The sequence below is a fragment of the Pseudomonas sp. O39 genome (genome assembly GCF_045447295.1).
Classification (GTDB): Bacteria; Pseudomonadota; Gammaproteobacteria; order Pseudomonadales; family Pseudomonadaceae; genus Aquipseudomonas; species Aquipseudomonas antarctica_A.
The window spans coordinates 321,116-346,743 of record NZ_JBJGXV010000002.1 but is presented as its reverse complement, the minus strand read 5'-3'; the positions used below and the strand labels follow the sequence as shown (position 1 = coordinate 346,743).

28 protein-coding genes, 1 pseudogene and 1 riboswitch are annotated in these 25,628 nt (G+C 58.4%); of the genes and pseudogenes, 14 read left to right on the top strand and 15 right to left on the bottom strand.

The genetic code is table 11. The features are described from left to right. Positions 1-8: 8 nt before the first annotated feature. Together ACI77D_RS04080 and ACI77D_RS04075 are read right to left on the bottom strand one after the other, a co-directional pair. The gene (locus ACI77D_RS04080) at positions 9-1,475 is read right to left on the bottom strand and encodes an RAD55 family ATPase (protein ID WP_407016103.1); all 1,467 of its coding nucleotides are present in this window, start codon (positions 1,473-1,475) and stop codon (positions 9-11) included. After that, the gene (locus ACI77D_RS04075; protein ID WP_259746347.1) at positions 1,472-1,906 is read right to left on the bottom strand and encodes a hypothetical protein; all 435 of its coding nucleotides are present in this window, start codon (positions 1,904-1,906) and stop codon (positions 1,472-1,474) included. Before ACI77D_RS04075 ends, ACI77D_RS04080 begins: the two co-directional genes overlap by 4 nt. A 118-nt stretch (positions 1,907-2,024) precedes the next feature. Further along, positions 2,025-2,219: riboswitch (cobalamin riboswitch) on the top strand. A 113-nt stretch (positions 2,220-2,332) separates the two neighbouring features. Here ACI77D_RS04075 and ACI77D_RS04070 point away from each other — a divergent pair. Genes ACI77D_RS04070 through ACI77D_RS04060 form a run of 3 tightly spaced genes read left to right on the top strand, consistent with a single transcriptional unit; the run spans position 2,333 to position 5,105 of the window. Further along, positions 2,333-3,343, top strand: coding sequence for an ABC transporter substrate-binding protein (locus ACI77D_RS04070; protein ID WP_407016102.1), 1,011 nt, complete (start codon positions 2,333-2,335; stop codon positions 3,341-3,343). Then, complete coding sequence (locus ACI77D_RS04065) at positions 3,340-4,344, top strand: FecCD family ABC transporter permease (protein ID WP_407016101.1); 1,005 nt, start codon at positions 3,340-3,342, stop codon at positions 4,342-4,344. Before ACI77D_RS04070 ends, ACI77D_RS04065 begins: the two co-directional genes overlap by 4 nt. Further along, positions 4,341-5,105 carry an ABC transporter ATP-binding protein gene (locus ACI77D_RS04060; RefSeq protein WP_064453270.1) on the top strand — a complete coding sequence of 255 codons (765 nt, stop codon included), beginning with the start codon at positions 4,341-4,343 and terminating at the stop codon, positions 5,103-5,105. The genes ACI77D_RS04065 and ACI77D_RS04060 overlap by 4 nt, the downstream gene beginning before the upstream one ends. Positions 5,106-5,168: 63 nt before the next feature. On the opposite strand, the gene ACI77D_RS04055 is transcribed toward ACI77D_RS04060, so the two are convergent. The 4 genes from ACI77D_RS04055 to tspO are packed head-to-tail and all read right to left on the bottom strand — an operon-like array spanning position 5,169 to position 7,323. After that, a complete protein-coding gene (locus ACI77D_RS04055) occupies positions 5,169-5,666 on the bottom strand; it encodes a GNAT family N-acetyltransferase (RefSeq protein ID WP_407016100.1) in 498 nt (165 codons plus the stop codon). Beyond that, on the bottom strand, positions 5,663-5,887 hold the full coding sequence (locus ACI77D_RS04050; protein WP_407016099.1) for a hypothetical protein: 225 nt from the start codon (positions 5,885-5,887) through the stop codon (positions 5,663-5,665). The genes ACI77D_RS04055 and ACI77D_RS04050 overlap by 4 nt, the downstream gene beginning before the upstream one ends. A 57-nt stretch (positions 5,888-5,944) precedes the next feature. Further along, entirely contained in the window at positions 5,945-6,883 is a 939-nt protein-coding gene (locus ACI77D_RS04045; RefSeq protein WP_407016098.1) for an alpha/beta hydrolase, read from the bottom strand. After that, on the bottom strand, positions 6,883-7,323 hold the full coding sequence (tspO, locus tag ACI77D_RS04040; protein WP_407016097.1) for a tryptophan-rich sensory protein TspO: 441 nt from the start codon (positions 7,321-7,323) through the stop codon (positions 6,883-6,885). The genes ACI77D_RS04045 and tspO overlap by 1 nt, the downstream gene beginning before the upstream one ends. A 197-nt stretch (positions 7,324-7,520) precedes the next feature. On the opposite strand from tspO, the gene chrA reads away from it, so the two are divergent. Next, a complete protein-coding gene (gene chrA, locus ACI77D_RS04035) occupies positions 7,521-8,732 on the top strand; it encodes a chromate efflux transporter (RefSeq protein WP_407016096.1) in 1,212 nt (403 codons plus the stop codon). On the opposite strand, the gene ACI77D_RS04030 is transcribed toward chrA, so the two are convergent. Continuing rightward, positions 8,719-9,294 carry a nucleotidyltransferase family protein gene (locus ACI77D_RS04030; protein ID WP_407016095.1) on the bottom strand — a complete coding sequence of 192 codons (576 nt, stop codon included), beginning with the start codon at positions 9,292-9,294 and terminating at the stop codon, positions 8,719-8,721. The two genes, chrA and ACI77D_RS04030, sit on opposite strands and share 14 nt — an antisense overlap. Before the next feature lie 415 nt (positions 9,295-9,709). Here ACI77D_RS04030 and ACI77D_RS04025 point away from each other — a divergent pair, with 415 nt between their 5' ends. Continuing rightward, complete coding sequence (locus ACI77D_RS04025) at positions 9,710-9,949, top strand: DUF6124 family protein (protein ID WP_064453277.1); 240 nt, start codon at positions 9,710-9,712, stop codon at positions 9,947-9,949. Positions 9,950-10,026: 77 nt separating this feature from the next. On the opposite strand, the gene ACI77D_RS04020 is transcribed toward ACI77D_RS04025, so the two are convergent. The 5 genes from ACI77D_RS04020 to ACI77D_RS04000 form a co-directional block, all read right to left on the bottom strand. Beyond that, positions 10,027-10,326 carry a hypothetical protein gene (locus ACI77D_RS04020; RefSeq protein WP_053257115.1) on the bottom strand — a complete coding sequence of 100 codons (300 nt, stop codon included), beginning with the start codon at positions 10,324-10,326 and terminating at the stop codon, positions 10,027-10,029. An 88-nt stretch (positions 10,327-10,414) separates the two neighbouring features. Further along, positions 10,415-10,648 (bottom strand): hypothetical protein, encoded by a 234-nt coding sequence (locus ACI77D_RS04015; RefSeq protein WP_221295263.1) that lies wholly within the window; start codon positions 10,646-10,648, stop codon positions 10,415-10,417. Between the two features lie 227 nt (positions 10,649-10,875). Continuing rightward, entirely contained in the window at positions 10,876-12,267 is a 1,392-nt protein-coding gene (locus tag ACI77D_RS04010) for a J domain-containing protein (protein WP_407016094.1), read from the bottom strand. A gap of 95 nt (positions 12,268-12,362) precedes the next feature. Beyond that, entirely contained in the window at positions 12,363-13,364 is a 1,002-nt protein-coding gene (locus tag ACI77D_RS04005; protein WP_407016093.1) for a hypothetical protein, read from the bottom strand. Further along, on the bottom strand, positions 13,340-14,263 hold the full coding sequence (locus ACI77D_RS04000) for a restriction endonuclease (protein ID WP_407016092.1): 924 nt from the start codon (positions 14,261-14,263) through the stop codon (positions 13,340-13,342). The genes ACI77D_RS04005 and ACI77D_RS04000 overlap by 25 nt, the downstream gene beginning before the upstream one ends. A gap of 37 nt (positions 14,264-14,300) precedes the next feature. Here ACI77D_RS04000 and ACI77D_RS03995 point away from each other — a divergent pair. From ACI77D_RS03995 to ACI77D_RS03980, 4 genes and pseudogenes are all read left to right on the top strand, one after another. Beyond that, a pseudogene (locus tag ACI77D_RS03995) lies at positions 14,301-14,426 on the top strand (AraC family transcriptional regulator CmrA); the annotation flags it as partial. Between the two features lie 313 nt (positions 14,427-14,739). Next, positions 14,740-15,306, top strand: coding sequence for a GNAT family N-acetyltransferase (locus ACI77D_RS03990; RefSeq protein WP_407016091.1), 567 nt, complete (start codon positions 14,740-14,742; stop codon positions 15,304-15,306). A 123-nt stretch (positions 15,307-15,429) separates the two neighbouring features. Next, positions 15,430-16,299 (top strand): GyrI-like domain-containing protein, encoded by an 870-nt coding sequence (locus ACI77D_RS03985; RefSeq protein ID WP_407016090.1) that lies wholly within the window; start codon positions 15,430-15,432, stop codon positions 16,297-16,299. Positions 16,300-17,100: 801 nt separating this feature from the next. After that, positions 17,101-18,756: a methyl-accepting chemotaxis protein gene (locus ACI77D_RS03980; protein WP_064453280.1), complete on the top strand. Its 1,656-nt coding sequence runs from the start codon at positions 17,101-17,103 to the stop codon at positions 18,754-18,756. A 345-nt stretch (positions 18,757-19,101) separates the two neighbouring features. Here ACI77D_RS03980 and ACI77D_RS03975 read toward each other — a convergent pair whose 3' ends face one another. Both ACI77D_RS03975 and ACI77D_RS03970 read right to left on the bottom strand, forming a co-directional pair. Next, positions 19,102-20,175: an FAD-binding oxidoreductase gene (locus tag ACI77D_RS03975; RefSeq protein WP_262665617.1), complete on the bottom strand. Its 1,074-nt coding sequence runs from the start codon at positions 20,173-20,175 to the stop codon at positions 19,102-19,104. 275 nt (positions 20,176-20,450) lie between these two features. Continuing rightward, entirely contained in the window at positions 20,451-21,191 is a 741-nt protein-coding gene (locus tag ACI77D_RS03970) for a BPL-N domain-containing protein (protein ID WP_064453282.1), read from the bottom strand. Between the two features lie 131 nt (positions 21,192-21,322). Here ACI77D_RS03970 and ACI77D_RS03965 point away from each other — a divergent pair, with 131 nt between their 5' ends. The 5 genes from ACI77D_RS03965 (at position 21,323) to solA (ending at position 24,892) form a co-directional block, all read left to right on the top strand. Further along, the gene (locus tag ACI77D_RS03965) at positions 21,323-21,778 is read left to right on the top strand and encodes a VOC family protein (protein ID WP_262665619.1); all 456 of its coding nucleotides are present in this window, start codon (positions 21,323-21,325) and stop codon (positions 21,776-21,778) included. A gap of 68 nt (positions 21,779-21,846) precedes the next feature. After that, complete coding sequence (locus ACI77D_RS03960; protein WP_064453284.1) at positions 21,847-22,473, top strand: LysE family translocator; 627 nt, start codon at positions 21,847-21,849, stop codon at positions 22,471-22,473. Positions 22,474-22,484: 11 nt separating this feature from the next. Beyond that, positions 22,485-23,024: an NADPH-dependent FMN reductase gene (locus ACI77D_RS03955; protein ID WP_082895926.1), complete on the top strand. Its 540-nt coding sequence runs from the start codon at positions 22,485-22,487 to the stop codon at positions 23,022-23,024. A 46-nt stretch (positions 23,025-23,070) separates the two neighbouring features. Further along, positions 23,071-23,421 carry a hypothetical protein gene (locus ACI77D_RS03950; protein WP_064453285.1) on the top strand — a complete coding sequence of 117 codons (351 nt, stop codon included), beginning with the start codon at positions 23,071-23,073 and terminating at the stop codon, positions 23,419-23,421. A gap of 301 nt (positions 23,422-23,722) precedes the next feature. Next, positions 23,723-24,892, top strand: coding sequence for an N-methyl-L-tryptophan oxidase (solA, locus tag ACI77D_RS03945; protein WP_262665622.1), 1,170 nt, complete (start codon positions 23,723-23,725; stop codon positions 24,890-24,892). 38 nt (positions 24,893-24,930) lie between these two features. Here the strand turns inward: solA and ACI77D_RS03940 are convergent, their stop codons facing one another. Then, positions 24,931-25,557 (bottom strand): glutathione S-transferase family protein, encoded by a 627-nt coding sequence (locus ACI77D_RS03940; RefSeq protein WP_407016089.1) that lies wholly within the window; start codon positions 25,555-25,557, stop codon positions 24,931-24,933. Between the last annotated feature and the right edge of the window lie 71 nt (positions 25,558-25,628).

The following is a 25,628-nucleotide window of genomic DNA, read 5'->3' as shown; positions in this document are numbered from 1 at the left end:
AGTCGGGCTCACACATGTTTGTCTCCTGCTGAAATCTGTTTGGTCGGCCGGCCGCCCAGCAACCCCTCCTGCTCAGGCAGCATGTCGCGAATCTGCAGGCCGTGATCGTCGATGTGGTACTGGCGTAGCTGATCGGAGTGCGCACTGGCGCGCACCTTGACCACCGCCATGATGCGCAACAAACGGCTCTCGACTTCGATATACCGCTGCACGATGATCGCGTCAGTCAGGAACGCCGTGCCGTAGGGGCTGAAACGCAGGTCGGTGTAGCGGTCTTCCAACTCGGAGGTCATCAAGACGCTGACCCCGGCAGCCGTCAGCGCGGTGACCATGCGTGACAACGATTCGCGAAAGTCCGCGCGAAAGGTTGGCGCCAACGCCAGCTCAAAGCCCGACAGCGAGTCAATCACCACGCGGGTGGCTTTTAAACGGTCGATCTCGCCCAGCAGCAATTGCACGATTTCATCGATGGACAGGTCCGGCGAGCGGCTGTCCACCAGGCCAACCTGCCCGCTCCTGATTAACTCGGCCAACTTCGGGTTTTGCGAATGGTTGGGGCGTTGCTCGAACACCGCAATCACCCCGGTTTCACCGTTGCGTGCGCCTTCGGCCAGGAAGGTCGCCGCCAAAATGCTTTTGCCCGAGCCCGAAGGCCCGGCCACCAGCAGCGAATAGCCGCGAGGCAAGCCGCCACCGAGCATCTCATCGAGGGCCGGCACGCCCATTTTCAGACGCGTGATCGGGAACGTCGACGGCGCGTCAACCGAACGATTGATGGCGGCCGGTGGGAACACCCTGATCCCCGAGGTGGCGATACGGAAGGTGTGCAGCCCCGGCAACGTCGGCTGGCCGCGCATCTTCATGATCTCCATCTTGCGCACCATCGAGTTGCGCTCGACGCTTTGGCGCAGCCAGATCAGGCCGTCGGCCACGGTAAAGATCGGGTTGGAGTCGGTTTCGGTGAAATATTCGCCGATCAGGAAAGTCGTCGCCTGCCACGTGGTCATCAACATGCCCAGTTGCTGGACGAACTGCGGCAGGTTGTTATTCGGGTTGTGCTGGGTCTGGCTGGCCAGCACCACGGAGCGGAATGAATCGACAAACACCAGCGACGGCGAATGTGCCTCGACCTCGCTGACAATTCGCCGCAACACTTCGTCCAGATCGCCGGCCAGGGTGTGGTCGGCCAAATTGATATAGCGAATCGACTGGTTAATCGCTTCGTTATCGAAAAAATCGAATTGCTGCTGATAGCGCAGCATCTTCAGCGGCGGCTCACCGAGCACGGTAAAGAACAGCGCCGGGCGCTCCGGCGTGGCCAGGGCAAACATCATCTGGTGCGCCAGGGTGGTTTTGCCACAGCCCGGCGGGCCTGCAATCAGGTTGAACGAAAACTCCGGCAGGCCTCCGCCCAGGACCTCGTCCAGTCCTGGCACACCCGTGGCCAGACGGTTGATAGTCACTTTGGTGCTCATGGCGAAATTTCCTGCGCAGAGGTGTCGCTCGAAGAAGGCTGCCACACGTCAACCAGCAGACGTGCAGTGAGTGAGGGCCCGATCAGCGTAGTCAGAAGTTCGTAGAGGGTTGTCAACAACACCTCACCGAAGAACAACGCGTCGGTTTCGTTCTGCTCGACGAGTACGGATTTGAGAGCAATCAGATCCATCGCAGCCGGCACACTGTCATAGGTGCCGGCCAGGCGTGGGTGGGTCGAGACGCACAGGTGGAAGCTGCGGCGGTACAGCGCAACAACGCCCTGCTGGCCAATAATGGGCGTCAATGCTGCGCCCATATCCTGCAAAATCGACACAATCGCCTCGGCGATGCTTGCAGTGTCAGCGTGCGGACCAACACGGTGCGCCAGAGAAGCTACGATCCGGCGGCTCTCTTCGCTATGCGTGGGCATGTCTGACTAATATCTGATGAACAGAAACTGATGTTACACCCTATATCGGCAGATAGAGACCCGATCGGCAGCGGCCGGCCAATTGCGCGCGGATCAGGCTCCCGCTGCCCGCCACGATCGACTACCATACCGCGCCGGTTCCCAAATGGGACTAATAGGGAATTCGACGCGCGGCACATCGCGCCAATCGAAACTGCCCCCGCAACTGTAGGTGCCGAGCCTGCTCCACATCGCCACTGGGCATTGCCCGGGAAGGCCGGAGCGTGGCGACGACGCATCAGTCAGGAGACCTGCCGGCCCAGTAACTCACTAACCGGCGGGGTGTCCGGGAAGGACGTCCTCGCCTGCCTGAACCGCAGCCTTCGAGGGGGTGTTTCCGAACCGTACCGCTCCAGTTCCACGTACGGTCCATACGGAGATTGCCCCATGCTGCCACGCGTCACCGCCCTGCTCACCGGCTTGGGCTTCTGCGCCCTGGCCAACGCGGCCCCCACTCATTACCCGCTGACGGTGCAGAACTGCGGTAGCACGCTGACCTTCGCGCATGCACCTGCGCGCAGCGTGACCATCGGCCAGGCGGCCACGGAAATGCTCTACGCGCTGGGCGTGGCCGACACGGTGGTCGGCACCTCGCTGTGGTTCAACAGCGTATTGCCCACGTTCAAGGCGCAGAACGACACCATCGAGCGCCTGGCCGATAACGAGCCAAGCTTCGAAGCCGTGATCGCCAAGCGCCCGCAACTGGTGGCCGCCGAGCTGGAATGGGTGGTCGGCCCGCAGGGCGTGGTTGGCACCCGCGAGCAATTCCACGAGCTGAAAATTCCCACCTACCTGCTGCCCTCCGACTGCGAAGGCAAGGACAACCTGGTGGGTGCCGACGGCACGCGGCTGGAGCCGTTCCGCATCGACACAATTTACAAAAGCATCCGCCAACTGGCCGAGATCTTCGATGTACAGGATCGCGGCCAGCAACTGAACGACGAGCTCAAGGCGCGCCTGGCCAACTCCGTCGCCACCGCGCAGAGCAAAGGCCTCAAGCAGGCCAGTGCGCTGGTCTGGTTCTCCAGCGCCGAGATGGCCAGCGACCCGTACGTCGCCGGCCACAAAGGTGTCCCCGAGTTCATGCTGGAAACCCTGGGCCTGCACAACGTCGTGCAGTCCGATGAAGAGTGGCCCGCCGTCGGCTGGGAAACCCTCGCCAAGGCCAACCCGACCTTCCTCGTGATCGCCCGCATGGACCGCCGCCGCTACCCGGCCGACGACCATGAAAAGAAACTCGCCTTCCTGCGCAGCGACCCGGTAACCCGCAACATGGACGCGGTGAAACACAACCGCATCATCGTCCTCGACGCCCTGGCCTTGCAGGCCAGCATCCGCACGTTCGATGGCCTGGAACAACTGGCCCACGCCATCGACGGCTACGACCTGCCCAAATGATACGCACCCTGCTCGCCCTCGCCCTGTTACTGCTCGCCGTGCTCGCCGGTGTGGCCATCGGCGAAACCGCCATATCGCCGCAGGTCGTGCTCCAGGTGCTCGCCAACAAACTGTGGGCGGCGGGTTACGTGCTGGACCCGATCGACGAAGGGGTGGTGTGGAACTACCGCCTGACCCGCGCCCTGGTCGCCGCGGCGTGCGGGGCCGGGCTGGCTACGTGCGGGGTGATTTTGCAGTCGTTGCTGCGAAACCCGTTGGCTGATCCTTACCTGCTGGGCATCAGCGCCGGCGCGTCCACCGGCGCGGTATTGGTAACCCTGATCGGCGTGGGCGGCGGGCTGATTTCGCTGTCGGCGGGTGCATTTGTCGGGGCCATGGCGGCCTTTGCACTGGTGATCCTGCTGGCGCGGGCCAGCGGCTCGTCCAGCGGCACAGGGCAGATCATCCTCGCAGGCATCGCCGGCTCGCAGCTGTTCAATGCCCTCACCGCGTTCCTGATTACCAAATCCGCCAGTTCCGAGCAGGCGCGCGGCATTCTGTTCTGGCTGCTGGGCAACCTCAGCGGCGTGCGCTGGCCATCGGTGTGGCTGGTGGTGCCGGTGGCGGTCGCAGGCCTGGCGGTGTGCCTGTGGCACCGTCGCGCGCTGGATGCGTTTACCTTTGGCACGGACTCCGCAGCGTCCCTGGGCATCCCGGTGCGGCGCGTGCAGTTTGTGCTGGTGGGCTGTGCCGCGCTGGTCACGGCGGTGATGGTGTCGATTGTCGGCTCTATCGGCTTTGTCGGGCTGGTGATTCCCCACGCCGTGCGCCTGCTGGTCGGCACCGGGCATTCGCGGTTGCTGCCGGCCAGCGCCTTGGGCGGCGCGCTGTTTTTGATTGCGGCAGATGTGCTGTCGCGCACGCTGATCAAGGGTCAGGTGATTCCGGTCGGCGTGGTGACGGCTTTGGTCGGCGCCCCGGTGTTTGCGCTGATTTTGATCGGCCGGAGGAATGCGCGATGAGCGTGCTCAGTTGCACCGGCCTGGGCTTCAAGGTGCGCGAGGCCGAGTTGCTGCGTGATATTCACCTCGAGGTTCGGTTAGGCGAAACCTTAGGCATCGTCGGCCCGAACGGCTCCGGCAAATCCACCCTGCTCAAACTGCTCGCCGGTTTGCGTGTGCCCGCCAGCGGCGAAGTGCGCTTGAGCGGCCAACGCTTGAGCGGCCTGTCCCGCCGCGCCATCGCACAGCAGTTGGCCGTGGTGGAGCAACAAGCCGACACCGACGACGCGATCCGCGTGTTCGATGCCGTGGCGCTGGGCCGCACACCGTGGCTGTCGGCATTGAGCCCGTGGTCCGCGGAAGACCATGCCATCGTCAACCAGGCCTTGCATGACGTCGACGCCACCCACCTGAGCACGCGCGCCTGGCGCAGCCTCTCCGGTGGTGAACGCCAACGCGTGCACATCGCCCGCGCCCTGGCGCAACGGCCACAGATTCTGTTGCTGGACGAGCCGACCAATCACCTGGATATCCAGCATCAGTTGGCGATTTTAAAGGGCGTGCAGGCGCTGCCGGTAACCACGCTGATTGCGTTGCACGATCTGAATCAGGCGCTGACGTGTGATCGTTTGGCGGTGCTGGATCGCGGGCGGTTGGTCGCGCTGGGCAAGCCGCTGGAGGTGCTCACGCCGCAGCGCTTGCAGGACACGTTTGGCGTGCAGGCACATTACCTGACGGACCCGTTTGATGGTGCGCAGATTCTGCGGCTGCGCTCAAACTGACAGGCGAGTCACCGCTAAAAAGGGGGAAGCTGGCTTGCCTGCTCCCACATCAGGTCGGCGGCGTTAGAGGTGCCGCTGCATATGCGTCGTCCGCCACACCGAGTCCGCCTCGACATCCACCACCTCAAACCCCTGGCGCACCCAAAAATCAATCGCCCCCGGCAGAAACGGATGGGTATGCAGGTAAACCACCTCCACACCTTCCGCCAGAGCCTTCGCCTCCAGTACGCGGTACAACTCGCCTGCCAGACCAGAACGGCGAAAGGATGGCAGTACGAACAGCCGCACCACTTCCACCGTTTTAAGGCCTTGGTAATTCAGTTGGGGGAAACGGCCGTCGTAGGGCAAGTAGCCGACGGCGGCGACGATTCGGCCTTCGGCGCGGGCGATCAGGAACTGGCCGTCGCCATGAAGGTAGACCGCTTCAAATCGCGCCAGATCGTCCGGCATGCCGGTTGCGCTGAGCGTGGGGAAAAGCTCGGCGCGGGCCTCCAGGACGAAGGCCAGTACTGCTGGAACATCGGCGCCGGTGACGAACTGAAGGATGGGACTCTCGTTCATATAACCTTGATCTGGCGGATGCCTACCACCTGTGCCTGTTCCAGAATCTCCTCGGGGGCCGCGTCCGCAGTGGGCATGATCAACCCGTTTTCTGCATCGCCAAAATGCAACGCCAGCAAGTGCATTGCCGCTTCATGCAGGGGCAACTCGGACTGCTTCAGTTCAAACACGTGGGTGCGGGGCTCGTCGTTGAACAGGTAGTTCAGGGTGTATTCGCGCATGGTAGGGTCCTGTGATGGGAGAGGAGTGACTGCTTATCCTGACCAAGCGATCAGGTTTTAAGTTCCTACTGCTGCCAATCGCTGGGTTATCCAGGCCTTGGTGTGCATCAGCACATGGCCCGCCATCGCCACCGGGAAATGAATAAACCCATGGGCAGATTCCGCTAACAGGTGCGCTTCAACCTGCGTCTGCGCGCCCCACCGCTCGGCAATCAACAGCGTGTCATCCTTGAGCGGGTCCAATTCCCCGACAAACATCAACGCCGGCGGCAACCCGCTAAAATCGCCATACAACGGTGACAACGGTGGCTGTCGGCGCTCTTCATCACTCAGCCCCGGCGTCAGCATGCGCAACGCCTCGACCATACCCGGACCGTCCAGCAACAACGTGTCCGGCCCGGCTGCGCGCACGCTCGGCGTGCCGGTCAAGTCATAAACCCCGTAATACAACACTGCCCCGCTCACGCGCTTGAGCAGATCCGGCCATTGCTTGAGCGCCAGCAACGTCGCCACTGCCAGGTGCCCACCGGCGGATTCACCCACCACAAACACCGGCAAGTCGGCAAACTCCGGGCAGTCGCCCAACAGCCAGCGCGCGGCCGCCAGGCAGTCCTCCATCAACCCTTCAACCGGCGTGTCGACCGCCAGCCGATAGTCCACCGACACCACCGCCACATCACAGGCCCGCACCATGTCCAGGTTCAGGTCGTCATCCATCTGTGCATTGCCGATCACCCAGCCGCCGCCGTGGATATCCAGCACCACGCCCTTGGCCTTGCCCTCGGGCCGCAGGATGCGCACGGGTACGCCAGCCACGCGCCGAGTTTCAGCCGCAGGTGCCTTTTTGACCCGTTGACTGGCCACCAGCAGCGCCTGGATCAGGCGCGGGGTAATGCGGTTGCGGATTTTGAAGCGCGGCAGCCAGGCGAGCTTTTTATTGAAACGGCGCATCTCGGCCAGTTCGGGCGCGCTGGCAGGCCACAGTGAATGAGCCATCAGCGGTTATTACGCAAAATCGAGAAATTCAATGCCGCCGCCACACTCAACCACGCCAGGTAGGGAAACAGGATCAACCCGGTGATCAAGTCCAGACGCAACGCCATCACCACCAGCGCCGCCACCACCAGCCACAACAGCACGATCACCACCATCCCGGCGAAAAGCTGATGCGCACCAAAAAACACTGGCGTCCACAGCGTGTTCAAGGCGATCTGCGCCGCCCACAGGCCCAAGGTCAATTGGCTGCCGGGGATCAGGGTGAGGCGATAGCCCGCCCAGGCGAGCAGCAAATAGATGACCGTCCAGGCCACCGGAAACAGCCAGTTGGGCGGTGTGAAGCCGGGCTTGACGAGGGACTCGTACCACTGACCGGGTTTGAAAATAATGCCTGTGCTGGCGGCGGCGCCGCAGGCAATCAGGAAAATAAGGAAGATCATGGTCTGTCCTTAGCTGAAATCAGCTGTGAGGGGTGAGAGGGCCTTTTTCCATGCCCCTTAAATGACTCAAACGCGTGCGTATAAATTCAATCCAGCGGAGCAATTTTCGCCAACAACCGCCTCTTCTTCGCGTCATCGAAATCCGCTAGGGTGCCTCTACACTTTAGCCCGTTTTGCCTTCATCGAGACCCTGCGCCTTGGCCACTTCCTCCGCTGATCACCGCGCCAGCCCCTGGTCGGTATTCCTGATCTTCCTGCGCCTGGGGCTCACCTCCTTCGGCGGCCCGGTGGCGCACCTGGGTTACTTTCGCGACGAGTTCGTCACCCGGCGGCGCTGGCTGAGTGAGCGCAGCTACGCCGACCTGGTGGCGCTGTGCCAATTCCTGCCCGGCCCGGCCAGCAGCCAGGTGGGCATTGCCCTCGGGCTATCGCGCGCGGGCTACGGCGGCGCGCTGGCGGCGTGGCTCGGGTTTACCTTGCCGTCGGCCCTGCTGCTGATTCTGTTCGCGCTGGGCCTTGCGCAACACAGCAGCGCCATCCCGCCCGGCGTGCTGCACGGCCTAAAAGTGGTGGCCGTCGCCGTGGTCGCCCAGGCCGTGTGGGGCATGGCGCGCAACCTGTGCACCGATGCTCCGCGCATCACCCTGATGCTGATCGCCGCCTGCGTGGCCCTGCTGCAAACCTCGGCCTGGGGCCAGGTCGGCTTGATCGGCGCCGCAGCGGTGGCGGGCCTGTTGTGGCTCAATACTCCGCCGTCCACCGCCCATGACGCCCTGCCTATCACGCTAAGCCGCCGCGTGGGGGCGATGTGGTTGGCGTTGTTCCTGCTGTTGCTGGCGGGCTTGCCGCTACTGGCCGAGCTGGCGCCCAGCCAAGGCCTGGCGCTGATCGACGCGTTCTACCGCACCGGTTCGTTGGTGTTTGGCGGCGGCCACGTGGTGCTGCCCCTGTTGCAAGCCGAGGTCGTGCCGACTCACTGGGTGAGCAACGATGTATTCCTCGCCGGCTACGGCGCCGCCCAAGCCATGCCCGGCCCGTTGTTCACCTTCGCGGCGTTCCTCGGCGCGTCCATGCAGCAGGCGCCGACGGGCTGGCTCGGCGGCCTGCTCTGCCTGCTGGCGATCTTCGCGCCATCGTTTTTACTGGTGATGGGCGCACTGCCCTTCTGGGAAACCCTGCGCCGCAGCCCCCGTACCCAGGCCGCGTTGGCGGGCGTGAACGCGGCGGTGGTCGGCCTGTTGCTGGCCGCGTTGTACCAACCGGTGTGGACCAGCGCGATCTTCAACGCGCGGGATTTCGGCCTGGCACTGGTCGCACTGGTGGCGTTGATGGTGTGGAAGTTGCCGCCGTGGCTGGTGGTGATCGGCAGTGGCGGGCTGGGTTGGCTATTGAGCGTTACGCTGGGATAGGGCCAGGCGCGACGATTTTGAGCCACGGCCAGCGCGCCTGATAACTGAACGCCTTTTGCGCAAACAACTCGGGCTCGGGGTGCTGCGGATTAATCCGCAGTATGCCCTGCTCCACATCCGCCACCCCATAGGGCGCGTACACCTCGCCCGTCGCAATCTCCAGCCCGATGCACGTGCCCGCCACCAAGTAGCGATCCACGCCTTGTCTGGCCGTGTGCAATTGCGGATACGGCCGGCCAAAGCGCTCGCCATACCAGAGGTGAACCCGCGCCTGGTTCTTGACCTCGACGTTGACACCCAAGTCCTGAAACAGCCGCTCGGCCGCGCGTATGACCCTGTCCTCTGCTTCGTAGGACAGGTCCGTATCGAAGTAAAAAACGTCGTAGTCCTTCACGTCTTGAGCGACCGGACGGTTGGATTGATGGTTCCACACCGCCTGGAACAGGCAGCCCGCGGTCAGCATGCACTGATCCACACCGAGGTCAGGCAGGCGCGCGGTAATTTCGGCGTTGATCGGGTTGGCCATGGCGATTTCGAGCAGGGTTTTGACGGTCAATGTCATGTTGAATCCTTAAGAAGCTGGCCGGTTGCAGAGGCCGACTTTACAACAGCGCGGAGTCTGATTGATGAATCGCAGCGTAGGCAAAGGCTCTGGTGTGCGCAACGAAACGTCGCCGCCTTGCTCCATTGCCTACGCTTACGTCAGAATCCGCCGGCTTGTGCGCTGGGGTGGCCGTCTCTAAGGTTGCTCGGTCGCTGAATTGTTCAGTGATCGGCTTTAGTAGCCCAAGGTTTAACCTAACAAGTGCATAAGCTTCATCTATCAGACGTTCCTGTCTGTGCTTGATGGTGGCTGTGCGTAGGGCACCCTTGGGTGCGCCGGTTTTGTTAGGTTCCACCGGTCTACTAACCTGCGTACAGCTACCGCCTTTTCGTTTAGTAGCGATGAGGTTGTGGCCCAAGCAAGGAACTTAACAATGGTTAACGTCAAACCGGATTCAACTGCTCTCTTCACCGTCGTTCCCGACGCCAGCACCGAAACCCTCATCACCAACAGCTACGAAACCTTCGCCTGCGTCAGCACGCTATTGCTCGACCTGTCCGAAGACCTGTGCGGCAAACACCGTGACATCGCGCTGGCCATCCACCAACTGAGCGAACTGGGCGTGCTGCTCACGGCCAAATTGCTCGACCGCGAAGCACCCTGCCCTGGCTGATGGTTAGCCCTTCACCTCACCCGCCGAATTGGCGAGTGATGGCCGTGTGAGCGGCAGCGCCGCCGATGGCGCTGCCTTCAATTAGCGCCAGGGTAGTGATCTACGTACTGAATGGTGAAGTCGGGGTAGTGATCGACAATCTGGATCTTGTAGTCCGGGTAGTGATCGACGGTTTTCCATTTGCCGGCTGAGTCAGGGTAATGATCGACCTTCTGAACCTTGAGATCGGGGTAGTGATCGACAACCTGAACCTTGTAGTCAGGGTAGCTATCGACGAACTGGATATTGCCGTAAATCTTCGACACATCAACACTCGTACCCGCCGAAGCGCAGAAGGTACAGGTCAGCAACACTGACGCCAGAGCAACTTTAAACATGACAGCCTCATCCTGAGAAATCAAAGGCGCCATTCTAACGACCCTCGCGCAAAAAATCGCAGAGAGAAACGCGCTGCCTGGCGAATGATCAGCCCTTCAACTCACCCGCCCGATTACTCGCCGCATCGTCATAAGCCACATACAGCGACTCGGCGATTTGGCTTTTGATGGCTTTGGCGGATTCCAGACCCAACACAAAACCCTCAGCCTTACCGCCAGCGCGGTTGAGTTCTTCATGGGTGGAGGCGCCGGTGATAGCGTCAAGCAGCTTGGCGGCGTGAGGGCCTACGCCTTTTGGAAGGGAGATTTGGTCGATGGACATTGCGATACCTTTAAGAAGAGTGGTCGGTAGCGCGTGGAATCACTGCCGGGGGTGGCATGGTAGACCGGTTGGCGAAGAAAGGGGGGTGCTTTTGGCCAACAGCGATCACCCAGCAACCACAAAACTAGGAATGATTCATTCAAGTAGCAACCTATTCACAGCTCTCCCAACTCGGTCAATCGATTAGGTATGAGCTATCGAAGGTCCTGCACCTGTTCCACGTCTGTCTAGAACTCGTCCTCTGAAAGCCCGTAAGTCGCAGTGTTGCCGTTAGCAACTTTGTATAGGGTGAGCGTGACAACGCTATATTGGGTGCCTCTGCTCGTGGGGGTTTCAGTGAGTGTCATTACTTCAGAGCGTGAAAGCCCCCCAGACGTAAGGTCCCGATACCGAACGTCGTAATCGCCTGGGGTGAGATTCTTGATGGTGAAGCGGCTTCGTGCGGGAATTAAAATCTGCCTTGCCGGCTTGGCCACCATACCTTGCAGAGCGACGAGTTTTAGAAACACGTCTGAGTTGTTCTGCCCATTGTCGATGGTTACTTCTGAATGGCCGGTTTTGTGCGTCTGTGGCTCACCTATCAGGTAACTGGCAGTACGAGGCCATGGCTTGCCATTGGGCGCGGTTTTCGGCCGAACATAAGTCGGAATCTTCGCTGCTAGCTCGCGTTGATTGGTGGCGCTTAAAGGGCGTTGAGCGGGGTGGGTGCCTGAGCTATTAGCGGCCGCTGCCGGTGGAACGGCTTGAGCGGAATACGGCATAGGACTCCGTGCAAGGGAGTAATGCATTGCGGAGGTATTAATTACCGTAATGATGATCGCCACAGTCATTGCAGCCACCACGCCGAAATGGATGAAGAATCGGCCATGAATGAGTCCCCAACTACTCTTCAAGCGATTGTCTTTGTCACCGCCCAACTCATCTATGAAGGCTTCGAGGTTGGTGGTCAGGCTATCTCTTTCGTTGATCCCTTCGGCATTGCGGCCAAGAGTCTTAGGGATCTTCTTGCAGTACCTCATCGCGTTTTGGGCTATTGAACGCGCTAGGTCTGGACGACCGATTGTGTAGAAATAATATGCCTGGTAACCCAGCATTTTGGCGTTTTCCAGTGGTGGATGTGATCCACCGAACATATTGATGACCAATGCCTGGACCGTATACAGCGGTCCCCATGGAAATCCCCACCATCCAAGCAGCCAACTGGTCGCCGACGCCTTGAGAGACTGCTTTTGTGCGCAGGAACTGCAGTACACACCGGCGATGGGTTTACGAATTGTGAGAAAGAGAAAGCTCTTTACGGAACGGAACACCACTACTCTTGGCTGGGCTGATACCTTGGCGCAAACGGAGCATACGATGGGGTCTGGTACTTTAGGTGTCGCGAGTTCTGCAGCGATGCTCTGAGTATCGTATTCGGCTCTAGACACAGGGTCCGAAAGCACTGCATACGCCTCATTCAAAAACTGGAATTGCTGAGTCGTGTTGTTGTCCGGGTTGCGGTCAGGGTGCAGTTCCATGGCGCGTCTGCGGTATGCCTTTTTGATCTGCGCAGCGCTGACGATCGATGTTAGACCCAAGACTGAGTAGTAACCTTTAGAGTCGTCTTTATCGTGGTGCATTGAACGGTCCTAGGGAAAGTGGGGAAAGGGGTCAGACCACTGTTATTAAACGGGGGCTGCCCCCCGCTTTTTACCCACTAGCAATCAGTGCTCATCTAAAACGCACCGACCAAATCATGCTCCTTTAAAAGTCCCTTCAAGGCCAGCGCCGTCTTGGGTGCTTTCAAATGCATTTTCAAAATAAGCTTTCGGATCATTCGGTCAGCATCTTGCTCATTTGCCGGCAAAATGTATCGTTGGGAAACATTAACCTTCCATTTTTTGACAAATACATGTTCCGCCAAACTTTTTCTCGCAAACTCAGCATCAAGCGTAACAATGAGTCGCAACAGAACATCACCAAACCCCACCACCCCCCTCAGCGTCAACTGATACTTATGCCCAAGTTTAATATTTGGATGTTCAGGCACCTCAGAGACACCCAAATCCGTTGCCGACAGCGAGTTGTACAACAAATAGGCATCTAGCTGACGCTGACCCGCGACTCCTCCATTATGTATATAACCATTCCTCAACTCTTTAAAAAATCTATAACATGAAATCATATGAGGAAGCGCTTTAAGATCGCACTTTTTATTGCCCGTGAGCGCCAAATAAATCACTGCCTCAAGCGGCGTGCTATTCGGCATAGACGCAAGTTCTTTCAAAATCTCGGGATACTCATAAATCTTCTTCTTCTTACTTTTGAACAACCCCAATAGTTCTTCGTTTAGTGCTGAGTACCACGCCTCATACAGCGCGCAAAATTCCGCCAACATGATTTTTGCGAACTGTTCTTTTTGCTGTCCCCACGTATTATCAATACATGAACGCCTTAAGTTGGCCCCTCGAATATCACTTCCAACCACAAATCTCCCGAGAAGAACTTCTTGACTAATATCTGGGCTCTCCCCAACCAAACCCTTTACCTGCCAACGTAGATTCCACATCGCGGCAGCTGTAGGCCAAATAAAATCAAAAATAGCGGTCACCTCAGAGTAAATCGTCTTCGATGAGTCAAAGAATAATCTCTGCTGCATTAATGCCATCCTCCACTGATTAAAATTAATCCAGCCATCATGACGGAGAGTAATCAAGATCGCTTGTTTAAAAGCCACTCGACCAAACCGGCACTCACAACCAACGAGGCAACTGCCTTCAAATCCCAGAGATGGACTCGATCATTTGCAAGCCCAATATCCATCAATTGTTCACGAGATGTATGGTAGACAAAGTACATTTCGTGAAACTGATCGTATTCTCGAAAGATTTCGATATAGGACTGCAGTTCTGCCCGAGTTGTGGATGACTTTATTTGAACAAAAGCGCGGCGCTGCGTTGAAGGAGAGTATACATCTAGATCAATATCTTTTTCTGTTTTCCCTAGAACAGAAAATCGCTGCCAGCCCGATTTTGAAAATATCAAGTCGATCAGCAGTTCAAAGTCGTGCCACCACAAACCCTTGATAACTTCTTGGACATCCTCCTTTAGCCTCTCTAAGGAAGATTTCGCCTGTTCGACCTCGGGCGGATTATGGCCGTTGATCTTGTCAATCAGGTAGTCTTGCATCCCTATACCGCAAATGGTGCCACGAAAACCCTGAACCTTCGTAAGGCGCCCATCCATATTTTCCACACGGAGTGGCTTGCCGTAAATATCGCAGGACGACCAATGTCCGACGACTTTCCTGATGCGACTCTTATCGTCTTGCTCAATCACTTCCTTGGAAGCACAACACCAGTAAAGTTTTTTTTTGTGGAAGGTAATCCAGAGATCACTTTCATCAAGCTCGTAGAAGTCTCGGATCTGATTGATATCTCGAGTCGCCGTTCCTCGATCACCTTTACGCTCATCAACCCAATACGAATGTATAGCATCCCAATTGCCGTCAAGCGAATCCTGGTGCAGGGGGCTTCGATACCCCAGCCTAATTGTGTTCTGCTCTATACAAGACGACTCCCATTCACCACCAAAACCTAGCTTGATGTAGCGGACTTTACGGGGAGCTATTTTCACTTGAGTTATAATCCATTAAATATATGGTAGCAAATAGAACAACCATTACACCCAACCATTACGCATCGAAGAACTCGCCCGGACAGCTAATTTGGGAAGCTCTACGCCGCATCATCGCTTTAAGGCTGTGACGGCCATGATTCCACTGCACTATCAGCGGAAATAGCAGCGAAAATAGGGTCAGACCACTATTATTAAACGTGGTCTGACCCCGTTTTTACACCGTTTTTACACAAAAACAAGTTGGCAGCGGCGGTGTCTATCGAGAAGGCGCGGTGCTCGGCATCGGATTAGAGCGGCTGTGTTGGCCTTGGGAACGACTCGGTGTTTGTGATCTTCAATGCGTCGCCTCCAACGGAGGGCGCTTTCCAACCGGAAAACAAATCCGTCCCTTTTTCTACAGTGATGGCCCCCTCATTACCCGTCACATTGGATCTTTCTTTATCAAACTGCCGCTCTAGACTGGCTCCAACCCCTTGGCCCATCGGAAAGAACCCCATGTCCGCCCCGACTTCGACTGCCAACCCGATCTGCGCGGCAGCACCCTGAGGCTCAAACCTCTGGCAGACAGTGATCTTGAAGGTATGTTTCACGCGGCGACTGATCCACACATCTGGGGCGGCCATCCCGCCAGGGATCGCTATAAACGCGATGTGTTCGAGGCGTACTTCGCCTCTCTACTCGCCACGAAGAAAGCGCTCGCGGTCATTGATATTGCCTCAGGGGATATCGTTGGCACATCAAGCTACTACACGCCGCCGGATCTACCGAAAAGCATTGCCATCGGTTTTACCTTTCTGGTGCGTGCGAAGTGGGGTGGCAATGCCAACCGCGAGCTTAAGCAGTTGATGCTGGAGCACGCATTCAGGGCTTACGACATCGTCTATTTCCACATAGCGCCTACGAACATTCGTTCGCAAACGGCCACGCTGAAGTTGGGCGCGGTGCATTTGTATGACGCCGAACTGAAAATATCCGCTGCGCCGGCCTTGGCGAAGTGTTACGGACTGACGCGCGCTCAATGGGAGACGTCGCTGGGGTGAATGGGACGGTCACTTATCTATGGAATTTCCAACCCAACACCCGCGTTGAGCAAACCCGGCTAGGCAGGCTCCCGTCGCTATAGTCGACTCTATTGCCGACCCTACTTCCAGGAGCTTGTCCCAGTGTCCGACACGCCGATCAACGTCGCTTACACGAAGCGCTTCAACGCCGTACTCGCCTACATCGATGAGAATCTCGAAGGTGATCTGTCGCTGAAGACGCTGAGCCATGTGGCGAATTTTTCGACGTTTCACTTCCATCGCCAATTCACCGCGTTCGTCGGCGTGCCGGTTTCACGTTATGTGCAACTTATGCGGCTACGACGGGCCGCCCATCGCTTGGCCGCCGCTGCGGATCACTCGGTACTGGAGGCGGCACTCGGTGCCGGTTTCGACAGTCCCGAGGCATTTTGCAGGGCGTTCAAGCGAGCGGTCGGTATGACGCCGAGTGCGTTCAGGAAGGCGCCGAACTGGCAGGTCTGGCATGCGGTGTTCGCCATCCCTCACTTTTCCAGGACTATCATCATGCAAGTACGAATCGTCGAATTCCCCGAAGTCCGGGTCGCAGCGCTTGAACATTGCGGCGCCCCCAGGCTCGTCAATGAGAGCGTGAGCAGGTTCATCGAGTGGCGCATGCAGAGCGGGCAATCGCCGGTGGCATCGAGTCGCAGCTTTGGCATCCCCTACGGCAACCCCGACACCACGCCAGCAGACGCATTCCGCTTCGCCATTTGCGGCGAGATTCACGAGGCGGTGAAACCGAATGCGTTCGGCGTGCACGAACGGGTCATTGCCGGCGGACGCTACGTCGTCGTGCGGCACGTGGGGTCGCCGGACCACATCGGCGAATCGATCTATCCGATCTACCGCGATTGGCTGCCAGCCAGTGGCGAAGAACTGCGTGATCAGCCACTGTTCTTCCACTACCTGAGCGTGTATCCGCAAACACCGCAGGACCAATGGCAAACGGATGTATATGTTCCGTTGCAGTAAGGGGGCGAGCTGCTTTTTGAGCTTGGCTGGTGTTGGCGAGTGTCCGTTCAGGTGATGGTTTTTTGTGACAGGCAGCTATCGGCCAAAAGTAGACATTAACGTCGGAGATAACTGGCGGCTGATAAGCTGGCAAAATCGACCAATCAGACGTTCATGTCGATCAATCCGCTAGTCCCTCTCATGCTCACCAGCCGGCATGAATGTCCCGCAAGTGGTCAGTCAACGCCATGGCTCGCCATTTGCCTAACCCCCTCGCCGCACGTTGGGCAAACCTGCCCCGCCATCTCGCATGCAGATCCGAGAATGAACTCGCCCCCCCATAACCGGGAGCCATTTCTCGCAGCAACGCGGCTCGCGATGAAACGGCAACAGCCCTTAGCGCAGCGCAGGCTCACAATTAGCGCGCCCTAGCTCCCCCCCCTACAAAATACTTGTACAGAAATAGCGCTACGCATTTTTACAGCGCTCGCAGGATTCTATCGGCCCAAGGATGGCCTTGGGCTGTATCGCCGCCAAACACCAGTCAGCCCGATAGCCAGGCCTCTATTTCTCGCGCCTGCCAGAAACAGGAGGTCACTGACCGTTCATCTGGATTAGATGATGTCATGACGACATCACCCCAATATAGTTGTACAAGACTTGTACAAGTATCAGAACCTGTACAAGTTTTACCCAGACAGGAAATAACGCCGCTACTCGTTGCCGTCGAACAAAAGAATACCTGCGCAGGATGCGGACAAAGGGCGAATACATACCCTTGCAGGTGTCCCTAAATTGCTCCTCCCATTACGCAGGTACGCCATGCCATCGCACACTCCCCGGCTCTCTACACGGACCAGTCTCTATGCCGGCTATGCCAGCCTGCTCGCGTTTATGTTGCTGATCGCCGCTATCTCGCTGTACGCCCTTGCAAACAGCAATAAGGACTTTTTTCTCTACGTTAATGGCATTGATGCACGCACCCGCCTGGCCAACACACTAAACGACGCCGCCGCCCAGCGCGCGATTGCCCTGCGTAACATCGCCTTGAACAGCAATGTCACCGCGAGAGGACAGCAGCGGGGCGCGATTGCCGCCAACGAACAAATGGTGGCCAGCAGCCTCGCCGCGCTACGCCAGGCAATTGATAACCATGATGATGTGTCGCCCAAAGCACGTGAACTGTTCTCAACCATCGAGCAGGTCGAGAGCCGCTACGAACCGGTAGCGCACACCATTGCCGAGCACCTGTTCAAGGGTGAAAACGACGAGGCCCTGCGCATGGTCAGCGAGCAGTGCACACCATTACTGGCCGAGCTGACCCAGGCAATTGGCCAATACCTGCGCTACACCAACCAGAAGGCAGACCTGCAGGTCAGCGAAAATGACGCACACTATCTTTCTCAACGCAACCTGCTGCTCGTCATTACTGCGCTGGCCATCTTACTAGCAGCGGTACTGGGCTACGTCATCAGCCGCAACCTGCTGCGCGCGCTGGGTGCCGAACCGAGTGAACTCAACCAGCTCGCTCAACGGGTTGCCCAGGGCGATCTGCGCGCTAGCGAGCGCACGATTGAGCCACCACAAGCCAGCATCATGGCCGCCCTGCTGAGCATGCAGGAGAACCTGCGGGACATGACCAAGGGCATAAACCTGTCCTCACAGACCGTGGCCGATTCCAGCCAGGAGCTTAGCCAATCGAGCCTGAGAAACGCCGAAAGCGTGGCCATGGCACAGGGCGAGGTCGAGCAGATCGTCACCGCCGTTCACCAAATGGCCGCCACCGTGCAGGATGTCGCGCGCAATGCGGAATCCGCCGCCAGTGCCGCCAGCGAGGCCGATAGCGCGGCCCTGTACAGCCAGCAGAAGGCCAAAGATGCCGTCAACATGATCGGCGAGCTGGCCGAGACAATAGAACAGTCCAACATGGCCATGGTCCGGCTGAAGGATGAAACCGGCAATATCGGCGGCGTACTTGAAGTGATCAAGTCGGTGGCCGACCAGACCAACCTGCTGGCCCTCAATGCAGCCATCGAAGCTGCCCGTGCTGGCGAGGCCGGACGCGGCTTCGCAGTGGTAGCCGACGAGGTGCGCAGCCTGGCAAAGCGTACCCAGAAGGCCACCTCAGAGATTGAGGGACTGATCGCCAGTCTGCAGAAAATTGCCGACGAGACCTCGCAGCATATGCAACGCTGCAAACGCTCCAGTGCGCAGTCGGTGTCCGGCGTTTCCGAGGCCGGTGACGCGGTAAGCACAATCGTAACCATGATCGAGCGAATCAACGGCATGAACCACCAAATCGCCGCTGCCGCCGAGCAGCAGAGTACCGTTGCCGAGCAGATCAGCCGGGGCATCGTCACCGTCAGCGAAAGCGCCGAGCAATCCGCTGCAGCCTTCCGCAGCGCTCAGCAGGAAAGCGAAGGACTGGCACGCACCAGCGTGACATTGCGAGAGAACATCTCGCGCTTTCAGCTTTAGGGTCTGTTGCCGTTTCATCGCGAGCCGCGTTGCTGCGAGTGAAACGGCAACAGCCCCTACTGCTAGCAGGCCGTAGGCATTAGGTGACAGACGACTAACAGGAGAGATTAACCGTGGTCTGTCCCGGATTATTTTCAATACCCAATAAACCCACTTTCGCGCCGAGCATATCATCGGACTTGAGAAAGTCTGCCCAGCTTGGTTCATGCTTTTAAAGAGGGGGAGATATTCGTGGTCTGCCCCAAGAAAAAAGGGGAAAGATTTTTGGTCTGACCCCAATTTTGCAGTACCTGCCATTTTTGAGCGTCTGCCTTTGGCCGATTTCTGCCTCACAAGAGGATGCCCCTACGCTTGCAAAAATCGATCTGGCCGGCACGGGCAAAGGGCACTGGACGCCTTGTCATCGATGATCTCCTCGCTGGCCAGACGTCCCACTGTCGCCGCCAAAGTAATTCCAGGGTGCATTGCACAAACGTAGACGCCACCCACTTTGGGTAGATAACCGATGATGGGGATGCCATCGGCAGGCATGGGCCTGAGTCCGACACAAACCCGTCCCGTATCTATGGAAACAACACCATGGAGTTCGTTCTGGATTATCTTGGCAGTTCGAAGCGCTATCGCTGCCGGCTGATTTTCCACGGCGTCGTCCAGGTAATCCTCTGCTGCCAGCAACGTACCATCCGAACTTTGCCTCACTTCCATTTCAGGGCTGGAGATGATGGTGTGCACGAGGTTGGGTTGTGACTTGTAACGGATGAAAATGGCAGGAGATGCCTCTATTGGCAGGGACGCTCCAAGCATGTCTGCCAGCTTCGTGATGCCTGTCCCGGCTGCCAGTACGACAATATCGGCATTGATGATGCCTATTGTTGTTTCCACTCCGGTAACCGTTGCACGCTGGGTTACAAAACCGAGCACGCGCGTCTGAGTGAGAATCTTCGCCCCATGCGCCTGGGCACCTGCGATCAACGCATGCGTAGCTGCCACTGCGTCCAGCGCTCCTTCTTCAGCCGCATACATAGCAGACTGGGGAGGGTTCTTGAGATTTGGTTCAAGGTCGAGAATTTGCGATCGAGACACTAGGTTTGCCGAAGCCTGGTGACCTGAGATCGGTAGCGCTCCAATCGCCATCACGCTGTAAGACAAGGCACCTGTCCATCGTATCTCCAGACCTGGCAGCTGCGTTTCGAGTCGCCGGTACTCCTTGATGGCAGAACCGCGCAGTTGCGCAATTGGGTCAGGTTCGGGGTGTGAGGCATTGAGCCAAGCGAATGAGCTGCCTGTCACTCCCGACGCTATATCTTCAGCTTCTACCAAAGTGACATTCGCGCTTTTAACTGCCAAGTGATACGCCAATGACGCGCCAACGATGCCTGCACCAATGACAACGACTCGTTTGCCCTGACCATTTCCCATATCAACCTCCGTTCTGTCGATGTATCGATGGTACGACAGCTGGATGATTTCATGACATGAGAACCTTATCGTTCAGGACGCTTTCTGAGTGTCTGCTGCGGCCGATAGCTGCCAGCTACGACTAACCGATTTCAGCCAAATTTGATCGTTCGTAGGAGACCCAAATTGGCAGACCCAGGCAGGCGCTCCCTACTGAGAACTTAATGCACGGTTAGAACGGACGGGAATTAGAGCTCAGACCACGACAACAAATCGCAGCCTCTCCAAAAACGCCACTACTCCCCCACTCCACGCATCAGCGACCCAAACAACTCCCCCCGCGGCATCTCACTCACCGCTACCCCCGCATCCTCAAACCACTGTTCACCCGCCTCCGGATGCGGCCCGCTCAGCACCACCACGCCCTTCTCATACGTATACCGCGCCGCCGCCACGTCACCGTTGTGATAGGTCGCAATGGTTGTGTAAGGCGACGCCCCATCCGCTTTGGGAAAGTACGGCCCATCCTGATAAAACACACTGTCGGCCTTCCCCTCCCACACAACCCGCACCGCCGCATCCGCAATGCCCGCCACTTCAAACCCGGGCCTGCCCGCTTCGGAATCAAGGTCCTGGGGTATCAGGCCAAGGTTGCTGTTATCCGCCAGGTACGCGCCCATGCACAGCCCCAAATAGCGCCCGCCCTTGGCGACGTAGTCGCGAATGGCTTCAGCGCGCGCCTTACCCAGGCTGTCGAGGGCGGCGGGGATATCCTGGCCGCCGCCCGGTTGCACATAGAGGTCATAGCGCGCGAGGTTGTGTGGCGTGATGTCGACGGATTCATCGGCGCCCACAAAGTCGATCTGATAAGTCGGGCTGAGCCGCTGCAATGCTCTTTTCACGCTCTCGGAACAGTCATCGCAGCCTGCCGGGCCACGGTAGATGGCGACATGGGTGATGGGCGTGGCGGCATGTACGAAAGGCACTTGCAGCGTGGCAAACGCAAGAAGCGCAGCGGCGGTGGCGGGCAGGTGCATGGTAGTGGGCTCATTAAACAGGGCTGATCCAGACGTGCCCGCCAGAGCCTATCTCGAATGCTGTTTTGAATACGTTAACAGTTGTAAATCGGCTACTGTCGCGTGTACCCACATCCGCCAGAGGGCAAGCAATGGATCTGAAATTCAGTCACGTCGACGTGCTGGTCGAGAACCTTGAAGCGACATGCGCCTACTACGCGAAGATTCTCAACGCCAAAATCTCCAGCACCCAGGTGTGGGAGCGCGGCGGCCTGCATGTGCGTTTTGCGATTGCGTTGATGGGCCAGGAGCGGTTCATGTTGGTTCAGCCGTTGGCGGGCAACCTGCGAGAGCTGTTGGACGCCCACGGCGAAGGGATGATTTATCGGCATTGCTACACGACGCCGGACATCGAAGTGGCCTATGCCGAATTGGTCGCCTCCGGTGTGCAACCGGAGGATGAAAACGGCAGGCCATTGAGCCTTGAGGACCTGCGCTCGCCCTCCGGCAAACGCATCATCTGGTTGCCCAAGCGCTTTGGGCATTTCTCTATCGAGATTCTGGAGGAGAAGGGGCTGGAGGCGTTTATCGTCGCGGCGTTTGCCTGAAATGACGTTGCATTGCCCCAAGACATGAGGATAACTGTACGCCGAGCCCTATTTCGAGATAGCCCGCCATGTTTGAACTCGCCTCCCTCGTCACTTACGTCGCCGTGGTGATTGGCCTTTTCCTGATCCCTGGCCCCTCTGTGTTGCTGGTGCTCACCCGCACGATTCAAGGCGGGCGCAGGGTCGGCATCGCGACCGGGCTGGGGGTGGCTTCGGGCGATCTGATTCACACCCTGTGCGCGGCGCTGGGTTTATCGGCGATTCTGATGACTTCGGCGGCGGCGTTTAACGCGGTGAAATGGGCGGGTGCGGCTTATTTAATCTACCTGGGCGTGCGGGCGTTCATGGCCAAAACCGGCACACATGCACGGCTTGAGTTGCCTGCGGTGACACCGCGTCAGGCGTATTTCCAGGCCGTGGGCGCAGAGGTGCTGAACCCGAAAACCGCGATCTTCTTTCTGGCGTTCCTGCCGCAATTCGTTCATCCGGAATCAGGCTCGTCGCTGGTACAGTTTGCGCTACTGGGCTTGATCTTTTCGGGGCTCAGCGCGGTTTACACCAGTTTGCTTGCCATCGCCGTCCGCCCGTTGAGCCGAGGGTTCAAAGGGCTTTCCAGGCTGCGCCAGTGGGAAGGCAAAATCATCGGCACGCTGTTTATGGGCCTGGGGCTGAAAATTGCGCTCCAGCAGCGATAAGGACACCTTGGATGATTCATCTTCTCGCACTCTCGGGAAGCCTGAGAGAGGCTTCCTCCAACTCGATGCTGTTGTCCGCTGCTGTCCGGCTTTGCCCACAGGGTGTTTCGATCACCTCCTACGACAGCATCGGCCAGTTACCGCACTTCAATCCGGACCTGCTGAATACGCCGGGCGCAGCTGTTCTGGATCTGTACGACCAAATCAGCCGGGCCGATGGCCTGCTGATCTCTTGCCCGGAATACGCACGGGGAATACCCGGGTCGTTCAAGAACATGCTGGACTGGCTGGTGAGCCTGGAGGCGTTTGCGGGCATGCCCGTTGCGCTGTACAACGCCTCCCCCAGGGCCAGCGCTGCACAGGCGGCTTTACGCCTGGTGCTGGAAACCCTGTCAGCCGTGATCGTGGATGACGCGTCATTCACGGTGAATTTGCTGGCATCAAAAGCCTCGCTTGATCAGTTGGTGCAAGATCACGAAGTCAGTGAGTGCATCCGGCTGTCCCTGGAAAACATGGCGACGCATATTGATTCACGGATGAGCGTTCTTTAGAACACGCTCAGAACACTCTTCAATCATTGCCCTCACCCGAGTTCCTATGCCCTCAACCAAACGCGACAACGCCCGTATCGAACGCCGCCTGGTCGCCACCCTCACCGAAGCCTGTGAAATCGCCAAAGCCGAAATTCCAGGCTTCGACTGGCTGACGCACACCGTGGACTACGCCACCTTCCCTCAAAGCCTGCGGGTGATTTGGGTGTTCGACACGCGGGCCAACCTGGACCACGCCCTGGCAACCGGAGCCGAGCAACGCATGCGGGAACTGACCGCTGCTGCGTTGCACGACGCCGAAGTGGCTCCGGTGCCAATGGAGCGCTGCGTACGCTTCGATTCAGAAGAGGCCTGCAGCGCCCAGCATGGCGGCGATTGGCGCCGACGCCTGGCCTGAGCCTCCACTCATCCATGAAAGAGCACGCACATGCTCAAGCGCAGTGCGACGATGAAACTGCATACCGAATCAGCGTAACTATTGCGAAGATGAGCCGACAAACGATTCGACTTAGCAAGCCCGGGCGATTCTGGAAAGTATTCGTGTTGCATCACGAACGACGCAGGTGAGGCCGCTTCGATGTTTCCACGCCTTGAGTGTCTATTAGGAAAATCCAGCCCCTCAAGGCCAGCCCCAATTTTCATTGTTTTTCTTGCACATTCCCTTCAACTGTTCGCCTCCCCCTACGCGAGGATCAACCTTGGAACGCTATGAATCATTGGTCATCGGCCTGGGTGCCATGGGTGCCGCCACGGTCTACCAACTGGCGAAAGCCGGTGTAAACGTCGCGGGTATCGACCGTCATCACCCGCCCCATACGTTTGGCTCAAGCCACGGCGACACTCGCATCACGCGGCTGTCAGTCGGCGAAGGCGCGCAATACGTGCCCATCGTGCGCAATTCGCACCGTATATGGCGCGAGCTGGAAGCGGTGTCGGGAGAAGCACTGTTTGAGCAGTCTGGGTTGCTGGTGCTGACGTCCAGCGATGACGTTGACCCCCATGATAAAACCGACTTCACCCTGCGTACGATTGGCCTGGCGCAAACCTATGGCATCGACCATGAAGTGCTGGATGCCGCGCAGATTCGCCAACGTTTCCCCCAATTCGCCAAGGTGGCGGACAGCGCCATCGGCTACTACGAGCCGGGCGGCGGGTTTGTGCGCCCGGAGCGCTGTATTGAGGTGCAACTCAAGCTGGCCGAGCAACACGGCGCCACGCTGTACAAGGGCGAGACGGTGACTCACATCAGCTCCGACGCGCACGGCGTGACGGTGACCACCGACCGGCGCACGCTACAGGCCGACAAGCTGGTGGTGAGTGCGGGCAACTGGGCGGGAGGTTTGCTCGGGGCGCCGTTTGATCGGCTGCTCAGCGTCTATCGGCAACAGTTGTTCTGGTTTGAGCTTGAGCCGGACGCGGATCTGGTGGGGAAATCACCCACGTACATCCTCACACACGGCCGGCGCGAGGATCAGTGCCACTATGGCTTTCCCGCGCAGCCCGGGGAAGGCAGCTTGAAACTTGCCACGGCGCAATATCACACCACGTCCACCCCCGAGACACTGGACCGCACGGTCTCGGCGGCGCAAGGGCAGGAGATGTACGAACAGCAGGTACGAGGTCGTATCGCCGGGGTCACGGCCAACGTGGTCAAGTCGGCGGTGTGCGCCTACACCGTGACACCGGATCATCATTTCATCATCGACGAACACCCTTCGCTGCAGCACACCCTGGTGGTCTCGCCATGTTCGGGGCACGGCTTCAAGCATTCGGCGGCGCTGGGCGAGGCGTTTGCGCAATGGTGCATACGTGGTTCGAGTGACCTCGACCTGTCGTCGTTTTCGTTGAAGCGCTTCGAAGGTCGGTAGGCACAGGGAATGGGGGCACACCGGCCCCCTGACCTGCTTTATTTGGCGAACGCGTATTCCCCACCTTGCTCCACTGCCTTCTGGTAAGCGGGGCGTGCCTGGAAGCGTTGCACCCAGGCTGACAGGTTCGGATAGGCTTGCAACTTGCCTTGCGCCTTGGCGATTTCGCCGATAAAGCTCATCTGGACATCCGCGCCACTCAGCTCGTCACCGACCAGGTACGGCGTATCCGCCAGCACGTCGTTCAAATAGCCCAGGTAATTGGCCAACTCCGATTCGATACGCGGATGCAACGGTGCGCCCGCCTCACCCAATCGGCCGACGTAGAGGTTAAGCATCAGCGGCAGCATGGCCGAGCCTTCGGCGAAGTGCAGCCATTGCACGTATTTGTCGTAGGTGGCGGTAGCAGGATCAGGTTGCAGGCGACCTTGGCCGTGGCGACGAATCAGGTAGTCGATGATGGCGGCAGATTCGATCAAGACAAGGGAACCGTCTTCGATGACCGGGGATTTGCCCAGTGGGTTAATCGCCTTGAGCTCAGGCGGCGCGAGGTTGGTTTTCGGGTCGCGCTGGTAGCGCTTGACCTCGTAAGGCAGGCCGAGCTCTTCGAGCAACCAGAGGATACGTTGCGAGCGGGAGTTGTTGAGATGGTGAACAGTGATCATGAGGGGCTCCGTTGGGCAAAAACCAGGGTGTGTAAGAGCAGACTACACTGGCAGCAGGGAGTGCCCTCAAG